This is a genomic window from Pseudomonas sp. B611 (genome assembly GCF_055407965.1).
This window is the reverse complement of record NZ_JBUZST010000001.1, coordinates 130366-152490: the sequence shown is the minus strand read 5'-3', so window position 1 is coordinate 152490 and position 22125 is coordinate 130366. Positions and strand designations below refer to the sequence as shown.

Here is a 22125-nt window from a genome sequence, read left to right as displayed (position 1 = left end):
GAGAAGACATGGAATTCCTGAACGCCTTTTCCCATCTTGATTGGGCCCAAGTCCTGCACCTGACCTGGCAGCACATCACCTTGGTGGGTATCGCCGTGATCCTCGCGATCTTCATCGGCGTGCCCCTGGGTATCCTGATGACGCGCTTCCCGAGCCTGGCCGGCCCGCTGCAAGCCAGCGCCACGGTGCTGCTGACCGTGCCATCCATCGCCCTGTTCGGCCTGCTCTTGCCGTTCTACTCCAAATTCGGCCAGGGCCTGGGGCCGATGCCGGCGATCACCGCCGTGTTCCTCTACTCCCTGCTGCCGATCATGCGTAACACCTACCTGGCCCTGACCGGCGTCGAACCGGGCATTCGCGAAGCCGCGCGCGGCATCGGCATGACCTTCGGCCAGCGCCTGCGCATGGTCGAGTTGCCCATCGCCGTGCCGGTGATCCTCGCCGGCGTGCGCACCGCCGTGGTGATGAACATCGGCGTGATGACCATCGCCGCCACCATCGGCGCCGGTGGCCTGGGTGTACTTATTCTGGCTTCCATCAGCCGCAGCGACATGTCGATGCTGATCGTTGGCGCCGTGCTGGTCAGTCTCCTGGCCATCTTCGCCGACCTGCTCTTGCAATGGCTGCAACGCTCGCTGACTCCAAAAGGATTGCTCAAATGATCGAACTTCAAAACCTGTCCAAGACCTTCCAAAGCAACGGCAAGACTGTCACCGCCGTGAACGATGTAAGCCTGACCGTCAACGAAGGCGAAATTTGCGTATTCCTCGGCCCCTCGGGCTGCGGCAAGAGCACCACGCTGAAGATGATCAACCGCCTGATCAAGCCGACCTCGGGCAAGATCCTGATCAACGGCGAAGACACCACCGACCTCGACGCCGTGACCCTGCGCCGCAACATCGGTTATGTGATCCAGCAGATCGGCCTGTTCCCCAACATGACCATCGAGGAAAACATCGTGGTCGTGCCGAAACTGCTCGGCTGGGACAAGCAGAAATGCCACGACCGCGCCCGCGAATTGATGAGCATGATCAAGCTGGAGCCCAAGCAATATCTGCATCGCTACCCGCGTGAATTGTCCGGTGGTCAGCAACAGCGGATCGGCGTGATCCGCGCGCTGGCGGCCGACGCGCCGTTGCTGTTGATGGATGAGCCGTTCGGCGCGGTCGACCCGATCAACCGCGAGATGATCCAGAACGAGTTCTTCGAGATGCAGCGCGCGCTGAACAAGACCGTGATCATGGTCAGCCACGACATCGACGAAGCCATCAAGCTGGGCGACAAGATCGCGATCTTCCGTGCCGGCAAGCTGCTGCAGATCGACCACCCGGACACGCTGCTGGCGCACCCGGCCGACGAGTTCGTCAGCAACTTCGTGGGCCAGGACAGCACCCTCAAGCGCCTGCTGCTGGTGAAGGCCGAAGACGCGGCGGACAACGCGCCATCGGTCAGCCCGGAAACCCCGGTGGCCGACGCGCTGGAACTGATGGACGAACATGACCGCCGCTATGTAGTGGTCACCTGTGCCGAGAACAAGGCGCTGGGTTATGTACGACGTCGCGACCTGCACCGTCAGACCGGTACCTGCGGCCAGTACCTGCGCGAGTTCAACGCCACGGCGGCGTATGACGAGCATTTGCGCATCCTGCTGTCGCGCATGTACGAGTTCAACCGCTCGTGGTTGCCGGTGATGGATGCGGAGCGGGTGTTCCTTGGGGAGGTGACCCAGGAGTCGATTGCCGAGTACCTGAGTTCCGGCAAGTCCCGGGGGGGCAAGACCAGCATCGTTTCGCCTGCCGAAACTGCGTTGGCTTGATCTGACACCCTGCGGTTAAAACTGTGGGAGCGGGCTTGTGTGGGAGCGGGCTTGCTCGCGAAGGCGGTGTATCAGTCAACCATCTATCGACTGACACGCCGCTTTCGCGAGCAAGCCCGCTCCCACATTGGATCTCCATTGTGTCTGAAACACCTCAATTTGCCCCATCCGGGGAACATCATTCCGTCACACCTGTCGGTTACATAAGTAGCTGCACGGGTCCTCGCGACGAACGCGTGCAAAAACGCGACATTTTTAGTTGATCTCAAGCCCCTCACGCCCTAAAGTTCGCGCCGAACGTCCATGCTGGAAACGATCCATCCGGCTCAAGTACTGACGACGAGACAGCAAGGCCAAGGGAAGCGGTTATTCCCGTGGCCTTTTTGCTTTCGGCGACATGCCTTGGGAAGTAGGCGAACCAAAGTGGGGATACGGAGGACGTTCATTTGCACCCATTGATCAATCTAGTTTGCCCTTAGGAGTTCCCAGCATGTCGATCAACGTCGAAGACTATTTCGCGCGCGCCACTTTTGACAAAATGAAGGCGTTCGCCGACAAGCAAGAAACCCCGTTCGTGGTGATCGACACCGCGATGATCAGCCAGGCCTACGACGACCTGCGCGCCGGTTTCGAATTCGCCAAGGTGTACTACGCCGTCAAGGCCAACCCGGCCGTCGAGATCATCGACCTGCTCAAAGAGAAAGGCTCGAGCTTCGACATCGCCTCGATCTACGAGCTGGACAAGGTCATGGACCGCGGCGTCAGCGCCGACCGTATCAGCTACGGCAACACCATCAAGAAATCCAAGGACATCCGCTACTTCTACGAGAAGGGCGTGCGCCTGTTCTCCACCGACTCCGAAGCCGACCTGCGCAACATCGCCAAGGCCGCCCCGGGTTCGAAAGTGTATGTGCGTATCCTCACCGAAGGCTCGACCACGGCTGACTGGCCTTTGTCGCGCAAATTCGGCTGCCAGACCGACATGGCCATGGACCTGCTGATCCTCGCCCGCGACTTGGGCCTGGTGCCGTACGGCATCTCGTTCCACGTCGGCTCGCAACAGCGCGACATCAGCGTGTGGGACGCGGCCATTGCCAAGGTCAAAGTGATCTTCGAGCGACTGAAAGAAGAAGACGGCATCCACCTGAAGCTGATCAACATGGGCGGCGGCTTCCCGGCCAACTACATCACCCGCACCAACAGCCTGGAAACCTACGCGGAAGAAATCATCCGTTTCCTCAAGGAAGACTTCGGCGACGACCTGCCGGAAATCATCCTGGAGCCGGGCCGTTCGCTGATCGCCAACGCCGGTATCCTGGTCAGCGAAGTGGTACTGGTTGCGCGTAAATCCCGCACCGCCGTCGAGCGTTGGGTGTACACGGATGTGGGCAAATTCTCCGGCCTGATCGAAACCATGGACGAAGCCATCAAGTTCCCGATCTGGACCGAGAAGAAAGGCGAGATGGAAGAAGTGGTCATCGCCGGTCCTACCTGCGACAGCGCCGATATCATGTACGAAAACTACAAGTACGGCCTGCCGCTGAACCTGGCGATTGGTGATCGGTTGTACTGGTTGTCCACCGGTGCGTACACCACCAGCTACAGCGCGGTTGAGTTCAATGGCTTTCCGCCACTGAAATCCTTCTACGTCTGACCCCCGCCCGATCGTTCCCACGCTCCGCGTGGGAATGCATCTTGTGACGCTCCGCGTCACGCTTCCAGGAGCGGACGCAGAGCGTCCAGAAAAGCATTCCCACGCAGAGCGTGGGAACGATCAAAGCTCAGCGACCCGTTGTTGGTACGCCTCAGCCATCGCCCGAATCTGCGGATCATTCGCCGCGGCCAGCGCCTTTTGCGCCGTGCGCAAAAACTTCAAATTCCCCCCCGCCAACGCCTTGCGCAACCACTCCAACGCCACATCAACCTGGCCTCTGTCCGCCAGCACCGCCGCATAACTGAACTGCCCGCGAAAATCCCCGCCTTCGGCCGAACGACGATACCAATCCACAGCTGTGTCCAGATCCTGCGCACAGAACCGCCCGTCTTCCAGATAACGCCCCAGCAGGTTCATCGACTTGGCATGACCTTGCTCGGCTGCCCGGCGATACAAAGTCAGCGCTTGCGATTGGTCTTCGGCAACACCACGCCCAGTCGCCAGCAGATTGGCGTAGTTGTACTGCGCCCAATCCAACCCAGCCTCGGCCGCCAAGCGATACGCCTTCGCCGCAGCAACCTCATCGGCGCTACAGCCCCAACCATGCTCCAGACACCGCCCGGCCATATTGCGCGCCATCAAGTGCCCGCCCTGGGCCGCGATCTGGAACCAGCGCAAACCCAGCGCTTCATCCCGCGCAATGCCACGACCTTCCAGGAGGATTTGCCCGAGCAGCGCCTGGGCATCCACCACGCCTTCTTTCGCCGCCATCAGGATCGCCTGGGCGGCGCGCACCGGGGAGTCGTCGAGCATGGCTTGCAGTTGCTCGACGTTGAGCACTTCTTCGCGGCGCAGCAGGAAGCCCATGTCAGACCTCGACCCAGCGGCGCAACAGGTTGTGGTACGTGCCGGTGAGCTGGATCAGTGCCGGATGGTCGGGCACATCGGCGGTCAGTTGCTGGATCGCGCCGTCCATTTCGAACAGCAGGGTGCGCTGGCTGTCTTCGCGCACCAGGCTTTGGGTCCAGAAGAACGAGGCGTAGCGCGCGCCACGGGTCACGGCGTTGACTTTGTGCAGGCTGGAGCCGGGGTACAGCACCATGTCGCCAGCCGGCAACTTGACCCGTTGCAAGCCGAAGGTGTCCTGGATCTCCAGTTCGCCGCCGTCGTATTCCTCCGGGTCGCTGAAGAACAAGGTGGACGACAAGTCCGTGCGCACCCGCTCAATGCTGCCCCGGGCCTGGCGCACCGCGTTGTCGATATGGAAGTCGAAACTGCCGCCACTGGTGTAGCAGTTGAACAACGGCGGGAAGACCTTGTGCGGTAACGCCGCTGACATAAACAGCGGGTTTTTCCACAGCCGCTCCAGCATCGCCGCGCCGATTTCCTTGGCCAACGGGTGGCCTTCGGGCAATTGCAGGTTGTGCTTGGCTTTGGCGGACTGGTGCCCGGCGGTGATTTTGCCGTCGGCCCAGTCGGTGGTTTCCAGGGCTTGGCGGATGCGCTGCACTTCCTCACGAGAGAACAGGCCGGGAATGTGCAGCAACATGGGCGATACCTGAATGCAGAGAGGCGCCAATGGTATTGATTCTTATCAATCCTGTAAAACGCCGTGGACGGATGACATCGTAAAAACCGTAAGCAAAAAGTGTAAAGAATGTAAATTCAATGCAATTAGCAATGTATCGCAATTGATAGAAAGTCGTGTTCGCCCTATATTCCGCCGCCTCACATCCTTGGGGAAAGGACACGTCATGTCGCGCACTTCAATAAAAACACCTGCCAGTTCACCACGCCTGCTGGCTTCGGCCATCGGCGTCGCCCTGACCGCCGGCTCTGCTGCCCACCTGGCGCAAGCGGCCGACGACACTGAACAAAAAGGCGAGCGCAACAGCATTTCCCTGGGCGCCACCAGCATCACCGGCCAGGAACAGGACCAGACCTCCTACCAGGTCGAAAAGGCCTCCTCGCAGAAGTACACAGCGCCGCTGGTAGATACCCCGCGCTCGGTCACCGTGGTGCCGCAACAAGTCCTCAAGGACACCGCCGCGACCTCGCTGCAAGATGCCTTGCGCACCGTGCCGGGGATCACCTTCGGCGCCGGCGAAGGCGGCAACCCACAGGGCGACCGTCCGTTCATCCGGGGTTTTGACGCCCAGGGCGACACCTACCTCGATGGCGTACGCGACACCGGCGGCCAGAGCCGCGAGATCTTCGACATCGAGTCGATCGAAGTCAGCAAAGGCCCGAACTCGTCCTTCGGCGGTCGCGGTTCGGCCGGTGGCAGCCTCAACCTGGTGAGCAAGACCCCACAAGCGCGGGACTTCACCAACGGCGGCTTCACCTACGGTTCCGACCAGACCCGCCGCTACACACTCGACGTGAACCGCCAGTTCCTCGACGACAGCGCCGCGTTCCGCCTGAACCTGATGAGCCACGAACAAAATGTCGCCGGCCGTGATGCCGTCAATTACGACCGTTGGGGCGTGGCCCCGTCGCTGACCTTTGGCCTGGGCACCCCGACCCGCGTCAACCTCAGCTACTACCACATGGAAAGCAACGACCTGCCGGACTCGGGCATTCCGTACGGCTATGGCTCGTCTACCGCGACGGCCCACGTGCATGACAAACCCAACGACGGCGGCGACAGCGATAACTTCTACGGTCTCAAGGATCGCGACTTCCGCAAGACCCGCGCCGACATCAGCACGATCTCTGTCGAGCACGACCTGAACGACACCATGACGCTGAAAAACACCCTGCGCCATGGCAGCACCGGTCAGGATTACATCCTGACGCAACCGGACGACAGCAAGCTCAACGTCAACAAGTACGGCACCGTATGGCGTCGCGCCAACAGCCGGGTCTCGACCACAACCACCACCACCAACCAGACCGACCTGTTCGGCAGCTTCCAGGCCCTGGGCTTCAAACACAGCTACTCCACGGGCCTGGAGTTCACCGGCGAAGAAACCCGCGTGAGCAACTACACCATCAGTCCCAACACCAACCCGATCTGCACCGTGGGCAAAGGCAGCCTGGGCGGCCAGTGCACCTCCCTGAGCAATCCGAACCCGGATGACGCCTGGAGCGGCAGCATCGCGCGCAACTACTACGGCACCAGTACCAAAGCCACCAGCCGTGGCGCCTATGTGTTCGACACCATTGAGCTGGACCCGAAATGGTTGCTGAACGTCGGCCTGCGCTACGACACCTTCGACACCGTTGCCAACACCGACTCCGCGACAGGCCGCAGCAAAATCAAAGAAGACAGCCAATTCTTCAATTGGCAAGCCGGCCTGGTCTGGAAGCCGGTGGAAAACGCCAGCATCTATGCGTCCTATGCCACATCGGCGACGCCTGCCGGTGGTCTGGTCGGTGAAGGGTCGGACGGCAACCCATTGTCTGCCGGTGCCGCCAGCAGCGACTTGCAGCCGGAAGAAACCGTCAACTACGAGCTGGGCACCAAGTGGGACCTGTTCCACGATCGCCTGTCCCTGACCGCTGCGGTGTTCCGTACCGAGAAGAAGAACACGCGCATCCTGGTCGACGCTCTGACCTACCAGAACGCCGGTGAGTCCCAAGTCGACGGCGTGGAATTGTCCGCCAGCGGCAAGATCACCGAGCAATGGCAGGTGTTCGCCGGCTACAGCTACCTTGACAGCGAATTGGTCAAATCCGGCCTGAACGGCCGCAACGGTGTGGTCAGCTCGGGTTCGAGCAAAGGCAATCAAATGCCCAACACGCCGAAGAACACTTTCAGCCTGTGGACCACCTACGACGTCACTTCCAAGCTCACCATCGGTGGTGGCGCGTTCTACGTCGACCAGGTTTATGGCGATGCGGGCAACACCGTGTATGTACCGTCCTACACCCGCTACGACGCCATGGCCAGTTACAAGCTGACAAAGAACGTCGACCTACAATTGAACGTACAAAACCTGACGGACAAGCTGTACTACGACAAAGCCTTCTCGACACACTTCGCCAACCAGGCGGCGGGTCGCACGGCGTTGCTGTCCACCAGCTTCCACTTCTAAAAGCGGGCAGCAAACGGCCAAAGCCCCACGCATCGGATGCGTGGGGCTTTTGCGTGTTAAACAGAATATTTCTCGATAACCCACGGCATAATGCGCGCCGTGCATTTACAACCAGATAGACGAGGCGGTCAGACGTGTTGAAGAAAACCCTGTTCCAGTTGCACTGGTTCTTCGGCATTACGGCCGGGCTGGTGCTGGCCTTGATGGGGATCACCGGGGCAGCGGTTTCGTTTCAGGATGAAATCCTGCGGGCACTCAACCCCAGCGTACTGACGGTGGAAAAACGCGACGCCGGCGTGCTGCCGCCCGCCGAACTGGTGCGCAAACTGGAGGCCACCGAAGGCCAGACCGTGGCCATGCTCTTCGTCGAAAGCGACAGCGGCAATGCCGCGCGCGTGTTCTTCACCCCGCCACCCGGCGAGCGCCGTGGCCAGTTGCGCTATTTCGATCCATACACCGGCGACTACATGGGCGACGTGGTCGGCCAGGACGTGTTCGGCTTCCTCCTGCAATTCCATCGCTTCCTCGTAATGGGCGACACCGGGCGCAACATCACCGGCGCGTGCACGCTGATCCTGGTGTTCTTCTGCCTGTCCGGCCTGTACCTGCGCTGGCCGCGCCAGGTCGCCAGCTGGCGCGTATGGCTGACCCTGGACTGGCGCAAGAAAGGTCGCAGCTTCAACTGGGACCTGCACTCGGTGTTCGGCACCTGGTGCCTGCTGGCCTACCTGCTGGCGGCGTTGACCGGGTTGTATTGGTCCTACGACTGGTACAACCAGGGCGTGACCAAACTGCTGTCCGACGCGCCGCAAAACGAGCGCATGCGCAAGCGCGGCCCACCGCCGCAAGGCCCGGCGCCCGTGGCCAACTATGACGCGATGTGGAGCAGCATCTACAGCAGCGCCGGCCCTGGCTTGAGTGCCTACAACATCCGCATGCCCGCCGTCGCCGGGCAACCGGCCACGGTCTACTACCTGCTGAAAGACTCGCCCCACGACCGCGCGCTGAACCAGCTCAACCTCGACACCGCCACCGGCGAGGTCAAATCCCACGACCGTTACGCCAGCAAGACCCTCGGTTCCCAGTTGCTGACCAGCGTCTACGCGCTGCACACCGGCAGCTACTTCGGCCTGGCGGGGCGCATCATCCTCACCGTCAGTTCGTTGCTGATGCCGTTGTTTTTCATCACCGGCTGGCTGCTGTACCTCGACCGTCGCCGCAAAAAACGCCAAGTGCGCGACGCGCGCAAAGGCCTCGGCGCCAACCACAGCGATGCCCCGGCGTGGCTGATCGGCTTCGCCAGCCAGAGCGGTTTCGCCGAACAACTGGCCTGGCAAACCGCCGGGCAATTGCAGGCCGCCGGCCTGCCGGTGAAGGTGCAGCCCCTGGGCAGCGTCAGCCAGGATGACCTGCGCCAGTCCGAAAACGCCCTGTTCGTGGTCAGCACCTTCGGCGACGGCGAAGCGCCCGACAGCGCCCGTGGTTTTGAGCGCAGCGTGCTGGGCCAGGACCTGCCCCTCAAAGGCTTGAACTACTCGGTATTGGCCCTGGGTGATCGGCAGTACGAACACTTCTGCGGCTTCGCCCGGCGCCTGCATTTCTGGCTGACCAACCAGGGCGGCAACCCGCTGTTCGCCCCCGTGGAAGTGGACAGCGGCGACACCACTGCCCTGCTGCACTGGCAACAACAGCTTGGGCAACTGACCGGTCACGCCCCCACTGCAGCATGGCCGACCGCGCAGTACGAAAACTGGACGCTGGCCCAGCGCACCCTGCTCAACCGCGACAGCAGCGGCTCCGACGTCTACCTGCTGGGCCTGACCCCGGCGTCACCACAGACCTGGCAAGCCGGCGACCTGGTGGAAATCATCCCGCGCAATTGCCCCTGGGCCATCGAGCACTTCCTCGAAGGCCTCGGGCTGGCCGGCAGTGACGGCGTGTTGATCGACGACCTGGCGCACACCCTCGACCAGGCCCTGGCCACCCGCCAACTGCCGACCCATCGCGCTCATCTGGTGGGCCTGCACGCTCAGGCGCTGGTGAATGCGCTGGTGCCCCTGGGCATGCGTGAATACTCCATCGCCTCGATTGCCAGCGACGGCGTGCTGGAGCTGATCGTGCGCCAGGAACGCCACCCCGACGGCAGCCTGGGCCTGGGTTCCGGTTGGCTCACCGAACACGCCGCCCTTGGCTCGGCCATCAGCCTGCGCCTGCGCCGCAACAGTGGCTTCCACCTGCCGGACGCGCCGGTGCCGATGATCCTGCTGGGCAACGGCACCGGTCTGGCGGGCCTGCGCAGCTTGCTCAAGGCACGCATTGCCGATGGCCAGCAACGCAACTGGCTGCTGTTCGGCGAACGCAATATCGCCCACGACTTCCTCTGCCAGGACGAGCTGCAAGGCTGGCTGGCCAGCGGCGACCTGGCGTTGCTGGACCTGGCGTTTTCCCGCGACCAAGAGGAAAAAATCTACGTGCAGGACCGCCTGCGTGAATCGGCGGACGTGCTGCGCAAGTGGCTGGCCGAGGGTGCGGCGATTTATGTGTGCGGGAGTTTGCAGGGAATGGCGGCTGGGGTGGATCAGGCGTTGGTGGATATTCTGGGCAATGAAGCGGTAGAGCGCCTCATTGAGCAGGGCCGCTACCGTCGCGACGTGTACTGACCCTCCAAAGCCAATGGAGATCAAAATGTGGGAGCTGGCTTGCCTGCGATAGCGGTGTATCAGTAGCAAATGTGCAAGCTGACACACCGCTATCGCAGGCAAGCCAGCTCCCACAGTTTTAATTGCATTCCAAGTCAGACGGGTTGGAGTTTTTGCTCGAACACTGAGACCCCATCCAGATCCCGCAAGATCACCGTCAACTCCGCCGTCTGCCCATCAATCTGCACCTCACCAAAAAACTGAAACCCGGCAAACGGCGAGGTGTTCTGTGCCGGTGGCGCCTTCTCAAACACCACTTCCGGCCCGAAGGTTTTATCCAACGGATTCGGCCCAAAACTCCCCGCATTCAAAGGCCCCGCGACAAACTCCCAAAACGGCTCGAAATCCTGGAACGCCGCGCGATCCGGGTGGTAGTGATGCGCCGCGCAGTAATGCACATCGGCGGTCAGCCACACATGGTTGCGCACCTTTTGCGCCCGCAAAAACCCCAGCAGTTCGGCAATCTCCAGCTCACGCCCTTGGGGCGCGCCTGGGTCATTGTTGGCAATCGCCTCCCAACGCGGCACGCCGGGGCTCACCTCGCCATCCGGCACGCCAAGGCCGATGGGCATATCGGCGGCAATGACTTTCCACTGCGCCTGCGAGCCCTTGAGCTCACGCTTGAGCCAATCCAATTGCGCACGGCCGAGGAAGGGCTTTTCGCCGCCCAGGTTGTCATCGTTGGGCCCGCGATAGCTGCGCATATCCAGCACAAAGACATCCAGCAGCGGCCCGTAGCTGAGCTTGCGATAGATCCGCCCGCCACCGTCGGCGGCCTGGCGGCGCATCGGTGAATATTCCAGCCAGGCCTGGCGCGCGCGGCCGACCAGGGTGTTGATGTCCTTGGTCTGGTAACGCTCATCGAGCTGCTTGCTCGGCGACCAGTTGTTGACCACTTCGTGATCGTCCCACTGCCAGATCTGCGGCACTTCGGCATTGAAGCGGCGCACGTTTTCATCCAGCAGGTTGTAGCGGTAGTTGCCGCGATATTCGTCGAGGGTTTCCGCGACTTTGCTCTTGGCTTCGGTGGTGATATTGCGCCAGATACGCCCGCCTTCGGTGACCAGTTGCGCGGGCACCGGGCCGTCGGCGTAGATGGTGTCGCCGCTGTGAATAAAGAAGTCCGGCAGGCGCAGGCGCATGGCTTCGTAGATGCGCATGCCGCCGATGTCCGGGTTGATGCCGAAGCCCTGGCCGACGGTGTCGCCGCTCCACACAAAACGAATGTCGCGGCGCTGTTGCGGCATGCTGCGCAGGTGGCCGAACCAGGGCTCGCTGGCAACGCCGGTCTGGGCGTCTTCGAAGTGCACGCGGTAGAAGATCGCCTGGTCGGCGGGCAGCCCGGTGAGTTCGACGCGGGCGGTAAAGTCGCTGCGGTTGTCGGCCAGGGGTGAGATGAACTTGCGCGGGTTGCTGAACACGCTGCGGGTGTCCCACTCCACCACCATACGGGCGGGGCGGTCGCTGCGGCTCCAGATCATCGCGCGGTCGCCAAGCAAGTCGCCGGACTGCACGCCATCGGTGAGTTGCGGGCGGTCCTTGACCGAAGCAATCACCGCCGGCGCCAGGCCCGGCAGCAACAGCCCGGCGCCGACGGCTTGCATCACACGGCGACGGCCGAGATCGAAGTGGCTCATGCGAGGTGCCCTCTTGAATATCAAAAGGACAACTTAAGCATGCAGGCATGAAGCGGATATGACACAGGTCTTGCGATCAATGGAGATCAAAATGTGGGAGCGGGCTTGCTCGCGAAAACGGTGGGTCAGTTAGAACATCTTTGACTGACCCACCGTTTTCGCGAGCAAGCCCGCTCCCACAGTTTTTAGATTGCGTCAGGCTTCAACAGGTGCAACCGACAGCTCGACCACTTCCGGCCGCTTGATCACCGCATACACCAACCCCGTCAACACACTCCCCGCCACAATCGCCAGCAAATACAGCAGCGCATGGTTCATCGCATTCGGGATGATCAACACAAACAACCCACCATGAGGCGCCGCCAGCACGCAGCCAAAATACATCGACAACGCCCCCGTCAACGCCCCCCCGGCAATACTCGCCGGGATCACCCGCAGCGGGTCCTTGGCGGCAAACGGGATCGCGCCTTCAGAGATAAAGCACATCCCCAGGATCATCGCCGCCTTGCCCGCCTCGCGTTCGGTCTGGGCAAACTTGCGCCGTGCCAGGAACGTCGCGATGCCCATGCCAATCGGCGGCACCATGCCAGCGGCCATGACCGCGGCCATCGGCGCGCCGCTGTGGGCCGCCAGCAGGCCGACCGAGAACGCATACGCCGCCTTGTTGATCGGCCCGCCGAGATCGACGCACATCATGCCGCCGAGCAGGATGCCGAGCAGCACGGCATTGGTGGTGCCCATGGTGCTGAGGAAGTCGGTCAAGCCCGCCAGCATGCGCGCCACTGGCGGACCCACCAGGTAGATCATCGCCAGGCCGGTGATCAGACTCGCCAGCAACGGGATGATCAGGATCGGCTTGAGCGCCTCCAGGCTCTGGGGCAATTTCACCGCACGGGTGATCAGCTTGACGCAGTACCCGGCGAGGAAACCGGCGAAGATCCCGCCGATAAAACCCGCACCCAACGTACCGGCCAGCAGGCCACCGATCATGCCGGGCGCGATGCCAGGACGGTCGGCAATCGAGTAGGCGATATAACCCGCCAGCAGCGGCACCATCAACATAAAGGCGCGATCGCCGACGGTTTTCAGCGCGGCGGCCAGCGTGCCTTCCTGTTCAAAAGCGGTAATGCCGAACATGAATGACAACGCAATCAACAACCCGCCCGCCACCACCATCGGCAGCATGAACGACACACCGGTGAGCAAGTGTTTGTACACGCCGGTCTTTTCCGCCTTGGCCACCGCAGCGCTACCGCTGCTTTCCACCGCGCCTTCGGCCAGGGCCTTGTTGAGGGTCGCTTCGGCTTGCTTGAGGGCAATACCGGTGCCGCAGCGGTAGATCTTCTTGCCGGCGAAGCGCTCGGTGGCGACTTCGATATCCGCCGCCAACAACACCACATCGGCATCAGCGATGGCTTGCGGGCTCAACGGCGTACGCGCGCCGACCGAACCCTGGGTCTCGACCTGCAAGTCATAGCCCAGGCGCTTGGCGGTCTGCTGCAAGGCTTCGGCGGCCATGAAGGTGTGCGCCACACCAGTTGGGCAAGCGGTGACGGCAACGATACGCGGCGCGTTCTTGGCCGCGCCTTCAGGGGCGACATACACCACCGCCTCTTCGGCGCCACGGCGCAACACCGCTTCAACATCCGCCAGCGCCTGGGCCGGCGTGCTCTGGAACACGCGCTTGCCGACAAACCGCTGCATGTCCACCGGCGTGCTGCTGACCAGCAACACCCACTCGGCATCGTCGATGATCGCCTGGGACAACTGACGTTCCGGGCGCTGCACGTCGACCACTTCGACGCTGGTGCTCCAGCCCTGGCGTTGCGCGGCGGCGTCCAGCAAGCGGGCGCACAGCACACTGGTGACCATGCCGTTCGGGCAGGCAGTAACAATGGCTAACTTCATCACAAACCCTCTTATTGTTCTGTCAGCGTGCGTACATCGACGCCGCTTTCGAGGCGCGCCAACTGCGCGTCATCGCTGATGCCAAAACCGATCTGCGTCACCGCCATCGCGGCAATCGCCGTGGCGCGGCGCAGGGTCTGCTCCGGGGTGTCGCCACTGAGCAAACCGTGGAGCATCCCGGCGAGCAGCGAGTCGCCCGCGCCCACCGTGCTGGCGACCGTGACCTCTGGCGGCGTGGCATGCAACGCGGCACCGGGGCGGTACCAGTTCACACCGGCAGCGCCGTCGGACACCACCACGTGTTCCACTCCCAACCGGTGCAATTGGCTGATGGCATCACTGGCATTGCCCAAGGCCTCGGCCAGCTCTTCGGTGTTGGGCTTGACCAGCCACGGGCCCGCCTGCAAACCGGCGCGCAACGCTTCGCCGCTGGTGTCGAGGGCGACTTTCAAGCCGAGGTTTTTCAGCTGCGCCAGCAAGTGCTGAAACCACTGCGGGCTGACGCCGCGCGGCAAGCTACCCGCAACAACGACCGCATCAAAACCGGATGCCATCTGCGCCAGCTTTTCGAGCAAGGCGTGCTGCGCCTGTTCACTCACTTGCGGCCCCGGCGCGTTGATATCGGTGACCCGCCCGTCCTGTTCGGCGATCTTGATATTGCTGCGGGTTTCGCCGGGCACGCGGATGAACGCGTCGGCAAACCCACGGCGGTCGATCAGCGCGTCAAACGGCTGTGGATTGTCTTCACCCAGGAAGCCACCCACGGTCACTTGATGGCCGAGGTCAGCCAACACCTGCGCCACATTCACGCCTTTGCCGGCGGCATGGGTGAGCATGGTTTCGCTGCGGTTGACCTCACCCGCCTCCAAGCGCGCCAGGCGAATGGTCAGGTCCAACGCCGGGTTCAGCGTCAGGGTCAGAATCCTTGCCATCTACACGGCCTCCACAAGGGCACGCACTTCGGCGGGCGAACCCACCGCAAGTGCTTTTTGCGCCAGGCCCTGGGCCTCGCTCAGACTGAATTCACGCACCCGCGCCTTCACTTCGGGAATGCTGCGGGCCGACACGCTCAACTCGTCCACCCCCAGGCCGATCAGCACCGGCACGGCCAGCGGGTCCGCCGCCAGCTCGCCGCACACACCCACCCATTTGCCATGGGCATGGGCCGCGCGCACGGTGATGTCGATCAGTTGCAACACCGCCGGGTGCAGGCCATCGGCCTGGGCGGACAGGGTCGGATGGCCACGGTCGATGGCCAGGGTGTACTGGGTCAGGTCGTTGGTGCCAACGCTGAAGAAGTCCACTTCCTTGGCCAGCACCGGGGCGAGCAAGGCCGCCGACGGCACTTCGATCATGATCCCCAGTTGCAGGTCGGCCACCGGGATTTCCAGGCGCAGGCGCTCGGTCATGTCGCGGGCGGCGCGCCATTCATCGACGCTGCCGACCATGGGGAACATGATGCGCAGCGGACGGCTATCCGCGGAACGTAGTAGCGCGCGCAATTGCGCTTCCATGATCTGCGGACGCTGCAAGGTCAGGCGAATGCCGCGCACGCCGAGGAAGGGGTTTTCTTCCTGGGCAATCGGCCAATACGGCAGCGGTTTGTCCCCGCCCACATCGAGGGTGCGCACCACCAGCGGACGCCCGCCAAGGCCATCGAGGACGCGGCGGTATTCGGCTTCCTGGGTGGCTTCGTCCGGCGCTTGTGGGTGGGCCATAAAGATCAGTTCGGTGCGCAGCAAACCAATGCCTTCGGCACCCTGCTCCACCGCACTGGCCACACCGGCGCTTTCGCCGATATTGGCGAACACTTCCACGGCGTGACCGTCACGGGTCAGCGCCGGTTCATGGCGCTGGGCCGCAGCGGCTTGCAGGCGTTGCTCGCGGGTGTCGCGCTCGACGGTAGCCCGTTGCAGGGTGGCGGCGTCGGCGTCCACATGCAGGCGGCCGCGCTGGCCGTCCAGCAGCAGGGGCGTGCCGGAGGCCAGCAGCAAGACAGCGGGCCCCGCGCCCACCAGCGCCGGAATGCCGAGGGCACGGGCGACGATGGCGCTGTGGGCCGTTGCGCCGCCACGGGCAGTGAGGATGCCGGCGACGCGGGTCGGATCAAGGCGCGCCACGTCGGACGGGCCGACTTCGTCCATCACCAGGATGTACGGCTCGCTGGGCTCGCGGGCGGTTTCGACACCGCACAGTTGCGCCAGCACGCGGCGGCCAATGTCCCGCAGGTCGGCGGCGCGCTCGGCGAGCAAGGCGTCCTGCAACGATTCCTGCTGCTTGGCGGCGGCTTCGATCACGCTCATCCACGCGGCTTCGGCGCTTTCGCCTTGCTTGAGGCGCGTATCGACTTCGTCGCTGAGTTCCGGGTCGTCGAGCATTTCCTGGTGGGTGATGAAAATCTCGCGGATCGCCTTGGCCTGGCTGCGTTCGATCAGGCCCTGGATATCGCGGCGCACATCGGCCAGGGCGGCTTGCAGGCGCTGGCGCTCGATGGCCGAGGACTCGCCACGCAGCGGGTAATCGAACACTTGTTGAATCTGGATATGCGCCGGGCCGATGGCGATGCCCGGCGCGGCGGCGATGGCCTGGAGCTGGCTGCCGCTCAACGGTGCGCTGAGCAGCGGTTCGACCTCGACCGTGGCCGGTTGCGCGCTGACGGTCGGCAGCGGCTCGATCTCTTCACCCAGGCCTTCTGCTACGGCGGCCAACAGCGCTGGCAGCGCGTCGCCGGCAATCGTCGGTTCGGCGACAAATTCCAGCACCTGGCCACGGCGGGCGCCAAGGCTCAGCAGTTTGCTCAAGCTCTTCACCGAGACGGCGCCCACCGGGCCATCGACGATGCGCACGCGCAGATCGCCGTCAAAACTTTTTGCCAATTGCGCGAGGATCTTCGCCGGCCGCGCGTGCAGGCCGTGGGCGTTGGCCAGGGTAATGCGTGCGCTGGGCCAGTCGGGCGGCAGTTCGCCGCCGAGCACTTCGAGTACGGCGCGGCTGCTGGTGGCGCGGCCCAGTTCCTGGCCACGGCCTTCGATCAGCAGGGCGCACAGGCGCTCCAGCAAGGTTTGGTGGGCTTCGCCAAGGCTGGCCAGGCAGAACAGGCCGTTGAGCGGCTGACCGAGGTAGCGCATGGGTTTGTCCGGGGTGACAAACGCCAGGCCCGGGCGCTTGACCGTCTGCTCGCTGTGCAGCCACCACAGGCCATCGCCCAGGGGCAGCGCATCGACCTGCTGCAACACGGCGGCGAAGCCGTTGCTCACACAATCGGCCTGGCGCAACAGGCGCGCACCTCTCCAGACAAGCTCTTCGAAATCATCGGCCGACACGCCCAGGCTGATCATCTGCGCATCCAGCGCCAGTTCCTGCGGCGCGCCTTGCAGCAGTTTGAGCAAGGCTTCGGCGCTACCGGCGCGGCGCAGTGCCTGGCCGAGGTCGGTCTCACCGAGGGCGCGGGTCAGCAGTTGCAGCAGGCGCAAGTGTTCATCGGATTTGGCCGCAATGCCGATCGCCAGGTAGACGATCTGGCCGTCGCCCCAGTCCACCCCTTCGGGGAACTGCAGCAGGCGCACGCCGGTGGCAAACACCTGGTCGCGGGTTTCGGGGGTGCCATGGGGGATCGCAATACCTTGGCCGAGAAAGGTCGAGCCTTGGGCTTCACGGGCTTGCAAACCGCTGAGGTAACCCTCGGCGACCAGGCCGTCGGCCACCAGTTTTTCAGCGAGCAGGTGCAAGGCAGCAGACTTATCCACAGCCACCTGGCCCATGGAAATCTGCTCGTGGGTGAGCTCAAGCATGCCGTTCTCCTAGTTAGTGCGATGGGCGCACTAGGTATTGTTTTGAATAAACAGTGTAATGGCGTTGCGCAATAGCTGACTGAGTAGTCAATTGGCAGTGGCCACTCAGTAGCGAAGATCGTAAAAATACGCTTGCTGAAACGTTTAATCTAGAATTTATGGCAGATTACGCGTTAATTGAGCATCCTTGAAGGACCACTCGGCACTTGAGCTAGGACATTGGTCGTGTGCAGTAATCGGTTACGATTGGACAAAATGTCGGGGCAAGCTCCAAAAAACAAGGAAATCCCGGTTTGAAACTCAGTGATATTGCACGCTTGGCCGGTGTGTCCGTGACCACCGCCAGCTACGTCATCAATGGCAAGGCCGAACAACAACGGATCAGCAACGCCACCGTCGAACGGGTGCGTGCCGTGGTTGAAGCCCATGGGTTTACGCCCAACCCCCAAGCCGCCGGGCTGCGCAGTCGGCACACGCGCACCTTGGGTTTTATCCTGCCCGACCTGGAAAACCCCAGTTACGCACGCATCGCCAAGCTGTTGGAGCAAGGTGCACGGGCACGTGGCTATCAGTTGCTGATCGCCAGCTCCGACGATGACGCCAACAGCGAGCGCCAGTTGCTGCAACTGTTTCGCGCGCGGCGCTGCGATGCGCTGTTTGTCGCCAGCTGCCTGCCGGCCAGCGACGACAGCTACCGCGAACTGCAAGCCAAGGGTCTGCCGGTCATCGCCATCGACCGGGTGATGGAGACCGCGCAGTTCTGCTCGGTGGTCAGCGACGACCGCCAGGCCTGCCAGCAACTGACCAGCAGCCTGTTGCAACCGCTGCCCAAGCAGATCGTGCTGATCGGCGCACGGCCAGAGCTGAGCATCAGCCAGGAGCGTGCGGCGGGTTTCCGTGACGCGCTGCAAGGGTTCGGCGGTGAGGTGATCGTCGAACAGGGCGAAGCCTTCAGCCGTGACTGTGGCCGACAGTTGATGGAGCAACTGCTGCAACGCCTGGGGCATTTGCCTGACGCGCTGGTGACAACGTCCTACGTGCTGCTGCAAGGCGTGTTTGATGCACTGCATGACTTCCCGCTGAAGTCGCGCCCCCTGCGCCTGGGCACGTTTGGTGACACGCAACTGCTGGATTTCCTGCCGCTGCCGGTCAACGCCATGGCCCAGCAACATCAGTTGATCGCCGATACCGCGCTGAAACTGGCGCTGGCAGCGATTGAAGAGCAGCACTACCAGCCGGGCGTGCATGCCATTGGCCGGACCTTCAAGCAGCGTATCCGCGAGGCCTGAACGTGGAGCTGATCGACACACACACCCACCTGGACTTCGCGGACTTCGACAGCGACCGCCGTGAAGTCCTCGCCCACAGCCGTGCACTCGGTGTGCGCCGCATGGTGGTGCTGGGGGTGTATCAGCAGAATTGGCAGCGGTTGTGGGATCTGGTGCAAGCGGATGAAGGTTTGTTCGCAGCCTTTGGCCTGCACCCGGTGTACCTCGATGAGCATCGCCCCGGCGACCTGGTGGAACTGGGGGATTGGCTGACCCGCTTAAACGGCCATCGGCAACTGTGTGCAGTGGGCGAGATCGGCCTGGATTACTTTCTCGAACACCTGGACCGCGAGCGCCAACAAAGCCTGTTTGACGCCCAGCTGAAACTCGCCGCAGACTTCCAACTGCCGGCGCTGCTGCACGTACGCCGCAGCCACGCGGCCGTAATCGCCACCCTCAAGCGCATCCGCCTGCCACGGGGCGGCATCATCCATGCCTTCGCCGGCAGCTCGGAGGAAGCCCGCGAATACATCAAGCTGGGTTTCAAGCTCGGCCTGGGCGGCGCGGCCACCTGGCCCCAGGCGTTGCGCATGCATAAGGTGCTGGCGCAGTTGCCGCTGGACAGCGTGGTGCTGGAGACCGACTCGCCGGATATGGCCCCCGCCATGTACCCTGGCCAGCGCAATAGCCCGCAGCACTTGCCGGATATTTGCAGCGCCCTGGCCGAACGCATGGGCATCGCCCCGCTATTGCTCGCGCAGGCGAGTACACGCAATGCGTGCGAGCTGTTCGATTGGTAGCCGGCTGACGCTGTGCAGGTTGAGGGTCATGCGTTGCCGGTAGCGGGCATAACGCAATACCAGGAAATGAATCAACACCGTCACCAGCGAGATATTGAACTGCCCGATCACGCTGATCAGCCCCACCCACTCTGCCACCAACGCCACCAGCAAGGCCGCGCAGGTCAGGATGATCATGCTCGGGCGCACCAACCCCCACTGGTTCAAGGCGCGGAACTGACACAGCTGTTTTTGGCTGACCAACCTGAGACACGACTGGCAATACGTGCATTCAAAGGGTTCGTCGATGGCGATGGAATTCAATTGCCAAGGCTTGAGTTCAAACGTCATGTTGCATTGGGCGCAATGGCCTCGAATGCCGATTATTGCGGTCATCGCCGAGTCTCCCGAGACCGTGGTTAGATGAAACAAAATCTCACCAACTCAGGTCGCAATGAAAGATCAGCAAGTAAATCAAGACAAGCACCACACCCCTTAAGATTAAATCCTACTCTCGATTCCTACACTCGAAATGCCCCGATCAGTCGCTTCAACTCAATCACCTGCATCGACAGCTGGCGGCTGGCCGCTTCGGTCTGATGCGCACCGTGGGCCGCATGCTCGCCAGCGCGATTGATTTCGACGATGTTCTGATCGATATCATGGGCAACCGCCGTTTGCTGCTCCACGGCGGCGGCAATCTGCTGGTTCTGATCGACGATCATGCCTACAGCACCGAGGATGTTTTCCAAGGCCTGCTGGACTTTTTCTGACTGCCCCACCGTGCCATTCGCCATTTCATGGCTACTGCCCATGGCCTTCACCGCTGCGGCCACGCCGTTGTGCAAGCGGCTGATCATCTGCTCGATTTCTTCGGTGGAGTGTTGCGTGCGCCGGGCCAGGGTACGCACCTCATCGGCCACCACCGCAAAGCCACGCCCCTGCTCGCCGGCACGCGCGGCCTCGATAGCAGCATTGAGCGCCAACAGGTTGGTTTGCTCGGCAATGCTTTTGATCACTTCCAATACGCTGCTGATGGACTGGCTGTCGGTGGCCAATTGGTTGATCACCCGCACCGACTGGTCGATCTCCGAGGCGAGCCGCGCGATACTGCCCTGCTGGGATTGCACCAGGCTGCGCCCGCTGACGGTTTCATCGTTGACGCTGTGGGCGCTGCTGACCGCCGCCGCCGCGCTGCGCGCCACTTCCTGGGCGGTGGACGACATCTGGTTCATCGCCGTCGCCACTTGTTCGATCTGGCTGCGCTGGCCGGACACCGCGTGGTTACTCTGGGCCGATACCGTCTCCACCTGGCCGGCCTGGACTTCGACCTGGCTGACGGTGTGGCCGACGCGTTCGATCAGGTCATGGATTTTCGCCACGGTGCCGTTGAACACCTGGCCCAACTCCCCCAGCTCATCGCGGCTATGGGCAACGAAAGTGACGGTCATATCGCCCGCCGCGACTTTATCCATCATCGCACCCAGGCGGCTCAGGGTGGTGCGGGTGGAGGCGTAGAAGCCGGCGTACAGATAGAAGATCAGCAAAAACACCGCCGAGAGGGCGCAAACCAGCCCGACCATGTGCGTGCGGTTTTGCGCCAGCCGCTGCTCCAGCTGCTGCCCGAGGAAGGTCAGGGTCGCCTCGTCGAGTTGGTAAGTCTGGGCCATCAGTTGGCTGACGTGGTCGTAGAACCCTTGCCAGGGCGCGTCGAGGGTTTCGGCCATGACCACTTGTTCTTCAAACAGCTCGCTGCCTTGCTTGAGGCTGGCATTGCTGGCCTGGGCCAGGCCATCGAGCGCGGCGTGGGCGGCCTTGCTGGAGCCCAGGGCATCCTGCAGTTTCAGGGCGTATTCGCCGTGGAGTTTTTCCAGCTGTTGCAGGAGTTCGTCAAAGCGCGTGCTGGAGGATGAGTTGAGAAAACCCTGGCCCAGGGAATACGCGCCCATCGCCCGACCTTCGCCGAGGGTCTGGGTGACTTGCGGGGTGATGCTGGTGATCAGCTCGGTGAGTTGGCGCAAATCGCCCTGGGGGTCCCGGCTCAGGCCGGACTGGCTGGCAATCACCTGGCTGAGCATTTGCGCCTTGTTAAGCAACTTGCCGATCAGCGCGCTTTTGCTCAGCAACGAGGTTTCCTGTTGCTGGGCCTTGAAGGCGGCGATCAACTCATCGCGCTTGGCGTCAAACGCAGCGATTTGCTCGGGCTCGGTGGCCATCGCATTGAGGCTTTGCAGGCGGCTCAGCACACTCTGTTCCAAGGTGCTGATCTTGCCCTCCAGGTCACCGGCCTTGCCAGACTGGCCGAGGGTCGCGTTGATCTGCACCTGGTTGTTCAAGGTTTCGAGATCGCGGCGCAGGGCCAGGCTGCTGCCGAGCAAATCCAGGCTTTGCAATTCGATGCGCGTGCCCTGGAATTCGCGCCAGGAGTCGCGCACAAGGTAATAGTTGGTGGCCAGCATCGGCAGCAGGAACAACACGCTGATCAGGCTGAATTTCATGCCGAAGCTCAAGCGATTCATCAGCGCGACGGCGG

Annotated in this window: 15 protein-coding genes and 1 pseudogene; 7 read left to right on the top strand and 9 right to left on the bottom strand. The window is 62.6% G+C overall.

Going from position 1 to position 22125, the window contains the following annotated elements; genetic code table 11:
• The first annotated feature begins 8 nt into the window (after positions 1 to 8).
• From ACZRMO_RS00770 to ACZRMO_RS00760, 3 genes are all read left to right on the top strand, one after another.
• Positions 9 to 662: an ABC transporter permease gene (locus ACZRMO_RS00770; protein ID WP_124527505.1), complete on the top strand. Its 654-nt coding sequence runs from the start codon at positions 9 to 11 to the stop codon at positions 660 to 662.
• Positions 659 to 1816 carry an osmoprotectant ABC transporter ATP-binding protein OsmV gene (locus ACZRMO_RS00765; RefSeq protein WP_124527506.1) on the top strand — a complete coding sequence of 386 codons (1158 nt, stop codon included), beginning with the start codon at positions 659 to 661 and terminating at the stop codon, positions 1814 to 1816. Before ACZRMO_RS00770 ends, ACZRMO_RS00765 begins: the two co-directional genes overlap by 4 nt.
• Positions 1817 to 2306: 490 nt before the next feature.
• A complete protein-coding gene (locus tag ACZRMO_RS00760) occupies positions 2307 to 3470 on the top strand; it encodes a type III PLP-dependent enzyme (RefSeq protein ID WP_010213203.1) in 1164 nt (387 codons plus the stop codon).
• A gap of 120 nt (positions 3471 to 3590) precedes the next feature.
• On the opposite strand, the gene ACZRMO_RS00755 is transcribed toward ACZRMO_RS00760, so the two are convergent.
• Positions 3591 to 4337 (bottom strand): tetratricopeptide repeat protein, encoded by a 747-nt coding sequence (locus tag ACZRMO_RS00755; protein WP_463971586.1) that lies wholly within the window; start codon positions 4335 to 4337, stop codon positions 3591 to 3593.
• A 1-nt stretch (position 4338) separates the two neighbouring features.
• The gene (locus ACZRMO_RS00750; RefSeq protein ID WP_463971585.1) at positions 4339 to 5019 is read right to left on the bottom strand and encodes a Fe2+-dependent dioxygenase; all 681 of its coding nucleotides are present in this window, start codon (positions 5017 to 5019) and stop codon (positions 4339 to 4341) included.
• A gap of 205 nt (positions 5020 to 5224) precedes the next feature.
• Between ACZRMO_RS00750 and ACZRMO_RS00745 the strand changes: the two genes are divergently transcribed.
• Both ACZRMO_RS00745 and ACZRMO_RS00740 read left to right on the top strand, forming a co-directional pair.
• A complete protein-coding gene (locus ACZRMO_RS00745; protein WP_463971584.1) occupies positions 5225 to 7510 on the top strand; it encodes a TonB-dependent receptor in 2286 nt (761 codons plus the stop codon).
• A gap of 134 nt (positions 7511 to 7644) precedes the next feature.
• Positions 7645 to 10170, top strand: a complete 2526-nt coding sequence (locus tag ACZRMO_RS00740; protein WP_463971583.1) for a PepSY domain-containing protein — start codon at positions 7645 to 7647, stop codon at positions 10168 to 10170.
• 134 nt (positions 10171 to 10304) lie between these two features.
• Here the strand turns inward: ACZRMO_RS00740 and ACZRMO_RS00735 are convergent, their stop codons facing one another.
• From ACZRMO_RS00735 to ptsP, 4 genes are all read right to left on the bottom strand, one after another.
• Positions 10305 to 11846, bottom strand: a complete 1542-nt coding sequence (locus ACZRMO_RS00735; RefSeq protein ID WP_463971582.1) for an alkaline phosphatase D family protein — start codon at positions 11844 to 11846, stop codon at positions 10305 to 10307.
• A 195-nt stretch (positions 11847 to 12041) separates the two neighbouring features.
• Positions 12042 to 13754 carry a PTS fructose-like transporter subunit IIB gene (locus ACZRMO_RS00730; RefSeq protein ID WP_463971581.1) on the bottom strand — a complete coding sequence of 571 codons (1713 nt, stop codon included), beginning with the start codon at positions 13752 to 13754 and terminating at the stop codon, positions 12042 to 12044.
• An 11-nt stretch (positions 13755 to 13765) separates the two neighbouring features.
• Complete coding sequence (gene pfkB / locus ACZRMO_RS00725; RefSeq protein ID WP_463971580.1) at positions 13766 to 14686, bottom strand: 1-phosphofructokinase; 921 nt, start codon at positions 14684 to 14686, stop codon at positions 13766 to 13768.
• On the bottom strand, positions 14687 to 17545 hold the full coding sequence (gene ptsP / locus ACZRMO_RS00720) for a phosphoenolpyruvate--protein phosphotransferase (protein ID WP_463971579.1): 2859 nt from the start codon (positions 17543 to 17545) through the stop codon (positions 14687 to 14689).
• A 293-nt stretch (positions 17546 to 17838) separates the two neighbouring features.
• Between ptsP and cra the strand changes: the two genes are divergently transcribed.
• Both cra and ACZRMO_RS00710 read left to right on the top strand, forming a co-directional pair.
• Positions 17839 to 18834, top strand: a complete 996-nt coding sequence (gene cra, locus ACZRMO_RS00715) for a catabolite repressor/activator (protein ID WP_463971578.1) — start codon at positions 17839 to 17841, stop codon at positions 18832 to 18834.
• Positions 18835 to 18836: 2 nt separating this feature from the next.
• Positions 18837 to 19613 carry a TatD family hydrolase gene (locus tag ACZRMO_RS00710; protein WP_463971577.1) on the top strand — a complete coding sequence of 259 codons (777 nt, stop codon included), beginning with the start codon at positions 18837 to 18839 and terminating at the stop codon, positions 19611 to 19613.
• On the opposite strand, the gene ACZRMO_RS00705 is transcribed toward ACZRMO_RS00710, so the two are convergent.
• From ACZRMO_RS00705 to ACZRMO_RS00695, 3 genes and pseudogenes are all read right to left on the bottom strand, one after another.
• Positions 19560 to 19988, bottom strand: a complete 429-nt coding sequence (locus ACZRMO_RS00705) for a hypothetical protein (RefSeq protein WP_463971576.1) — start codon at positions 19986 to 19988, stop codon at positions 19560 to 19562. The genes ACZRMO_RS00710 and ACZRMO_RS00705 overlap by 54 nt on opposite strands.
• Positions 19989 to 20113: 125 nt before the next feature.
• Positions 20114 to 20818, bottom strand: a complete 705-nt coding sequence (locus tag ACZRMO_RS00700; RefSeq protein ID WP_463972111.1) for a methyl-accepting chemotaxis protein — start codon at positions 20816 to 20818, stop codon at positions 20114 to 20116.
• A gap of 153 nt (positions 20819 to 20971) precedes the next feature.
• A pseudogene (locus ACZRMO_RS00695) lies at positions 20972 to 21175 on the bottom strand (HAMP domain-containing protein); the annotation flags it as partial.
• Between the last annotated feature and the right edge of the window lie 950 nt (positions 21176 to 22125).

What these genes read in the sequence shown, in the direction of transcription:
- ACZRMO_RS00770 (WP_124527505.1), top strand. Translation starts at nt 9, where the DNA reads ATGGAATTCCTGAACGCCTTTTCCCATCTTGATTGGGCCCAAGTCCTG.
- ACZRMO_RS00765 (WP_124527506.1), top strand. Translation starts at nt 659, where the DNA reads ATGATCGAACTTCAAAACCTGTCCAAGACCTTCCAAAGCAACGGCAAG.
- ACZRMO_RS00760 (WP_010213203.1), top strand. Translation starts at nt 2,307, where the DNA reads ATGTCGATCAACGTCGAAGACTATTTCGCGCGCGCCACTTTTGACAAA.
- ACZRMO_RS00755 (WP_463971586.1), bottom strand. Translation starts at nt 4,337, where the DNA reads ATGGGCTTCCTGCTGCGCCGCGAAGAAGTGCTCAACGTCGAGCAACTG.
- ACZRMO_RS00750 (WP_463971585.1), bottom strand. Translation starts at nt 5,019, where the DNA reads ATGTTGCTGCACATTCCCGGCCTGTTCTCTCGTGAGGAAGTGCAGCGC.
- ACZRMO_RS00745 (WP_463971584.1), top strand. Translation starts at nt 5,225, where the DNA reads ATGTCGCGCACTTCAATAAAAACACCTGCCAGTTCACCACGCCTGCTG.
- ACZRMO_RS00735 (WP_463971582.1), bottom strand. Translation starts at nt 11,846, where the DNA reads ATGAGCCACTTCGATCTCGGCCGTCGCCGTGTGATGCAAGCCGTCGGC.
- ACZRMO_RS00730 (WP_463971581.1), bottom strand. Translation starts at nt 13,754, where the DNA reads ATGAAGTTAGCCATTGTTACTGCCTGCCCGAACGGCATGGTCACCAGT.
- pfkB (WP_463971580.1), bottom strand. Translation starts at nt 14,686, where the DNA reads ATGGCAAGGATTCTGACCCTGACGCTGAACCCGGCGTTGGACCTGACC.
- ptsP (WP_463971579.1), bottom strand. Translation starts at nt 17,545, where the DNA reads ATGCTTGAGCTCACCCACGAGCAGATTTCCATGGGCCAGGTGGCTGTG.
- ACZRMO_RS00705 (WP_463971576.1), bottom strand. Translation starts at nt 19,988, where the DNA reads ATGACCGCAATAATCGGCATTCGAGGCCATTGCGCCCAATGCAACATG.
- ACZRMO_RS00700 (WP_463972111.1), bottom strand. Translation starts at nt 20,818, where the DNA reads ATGTCGTCCACCGCCCAGGAAGTGGCGCGCAGCGCGGCGGCGGCGGTC.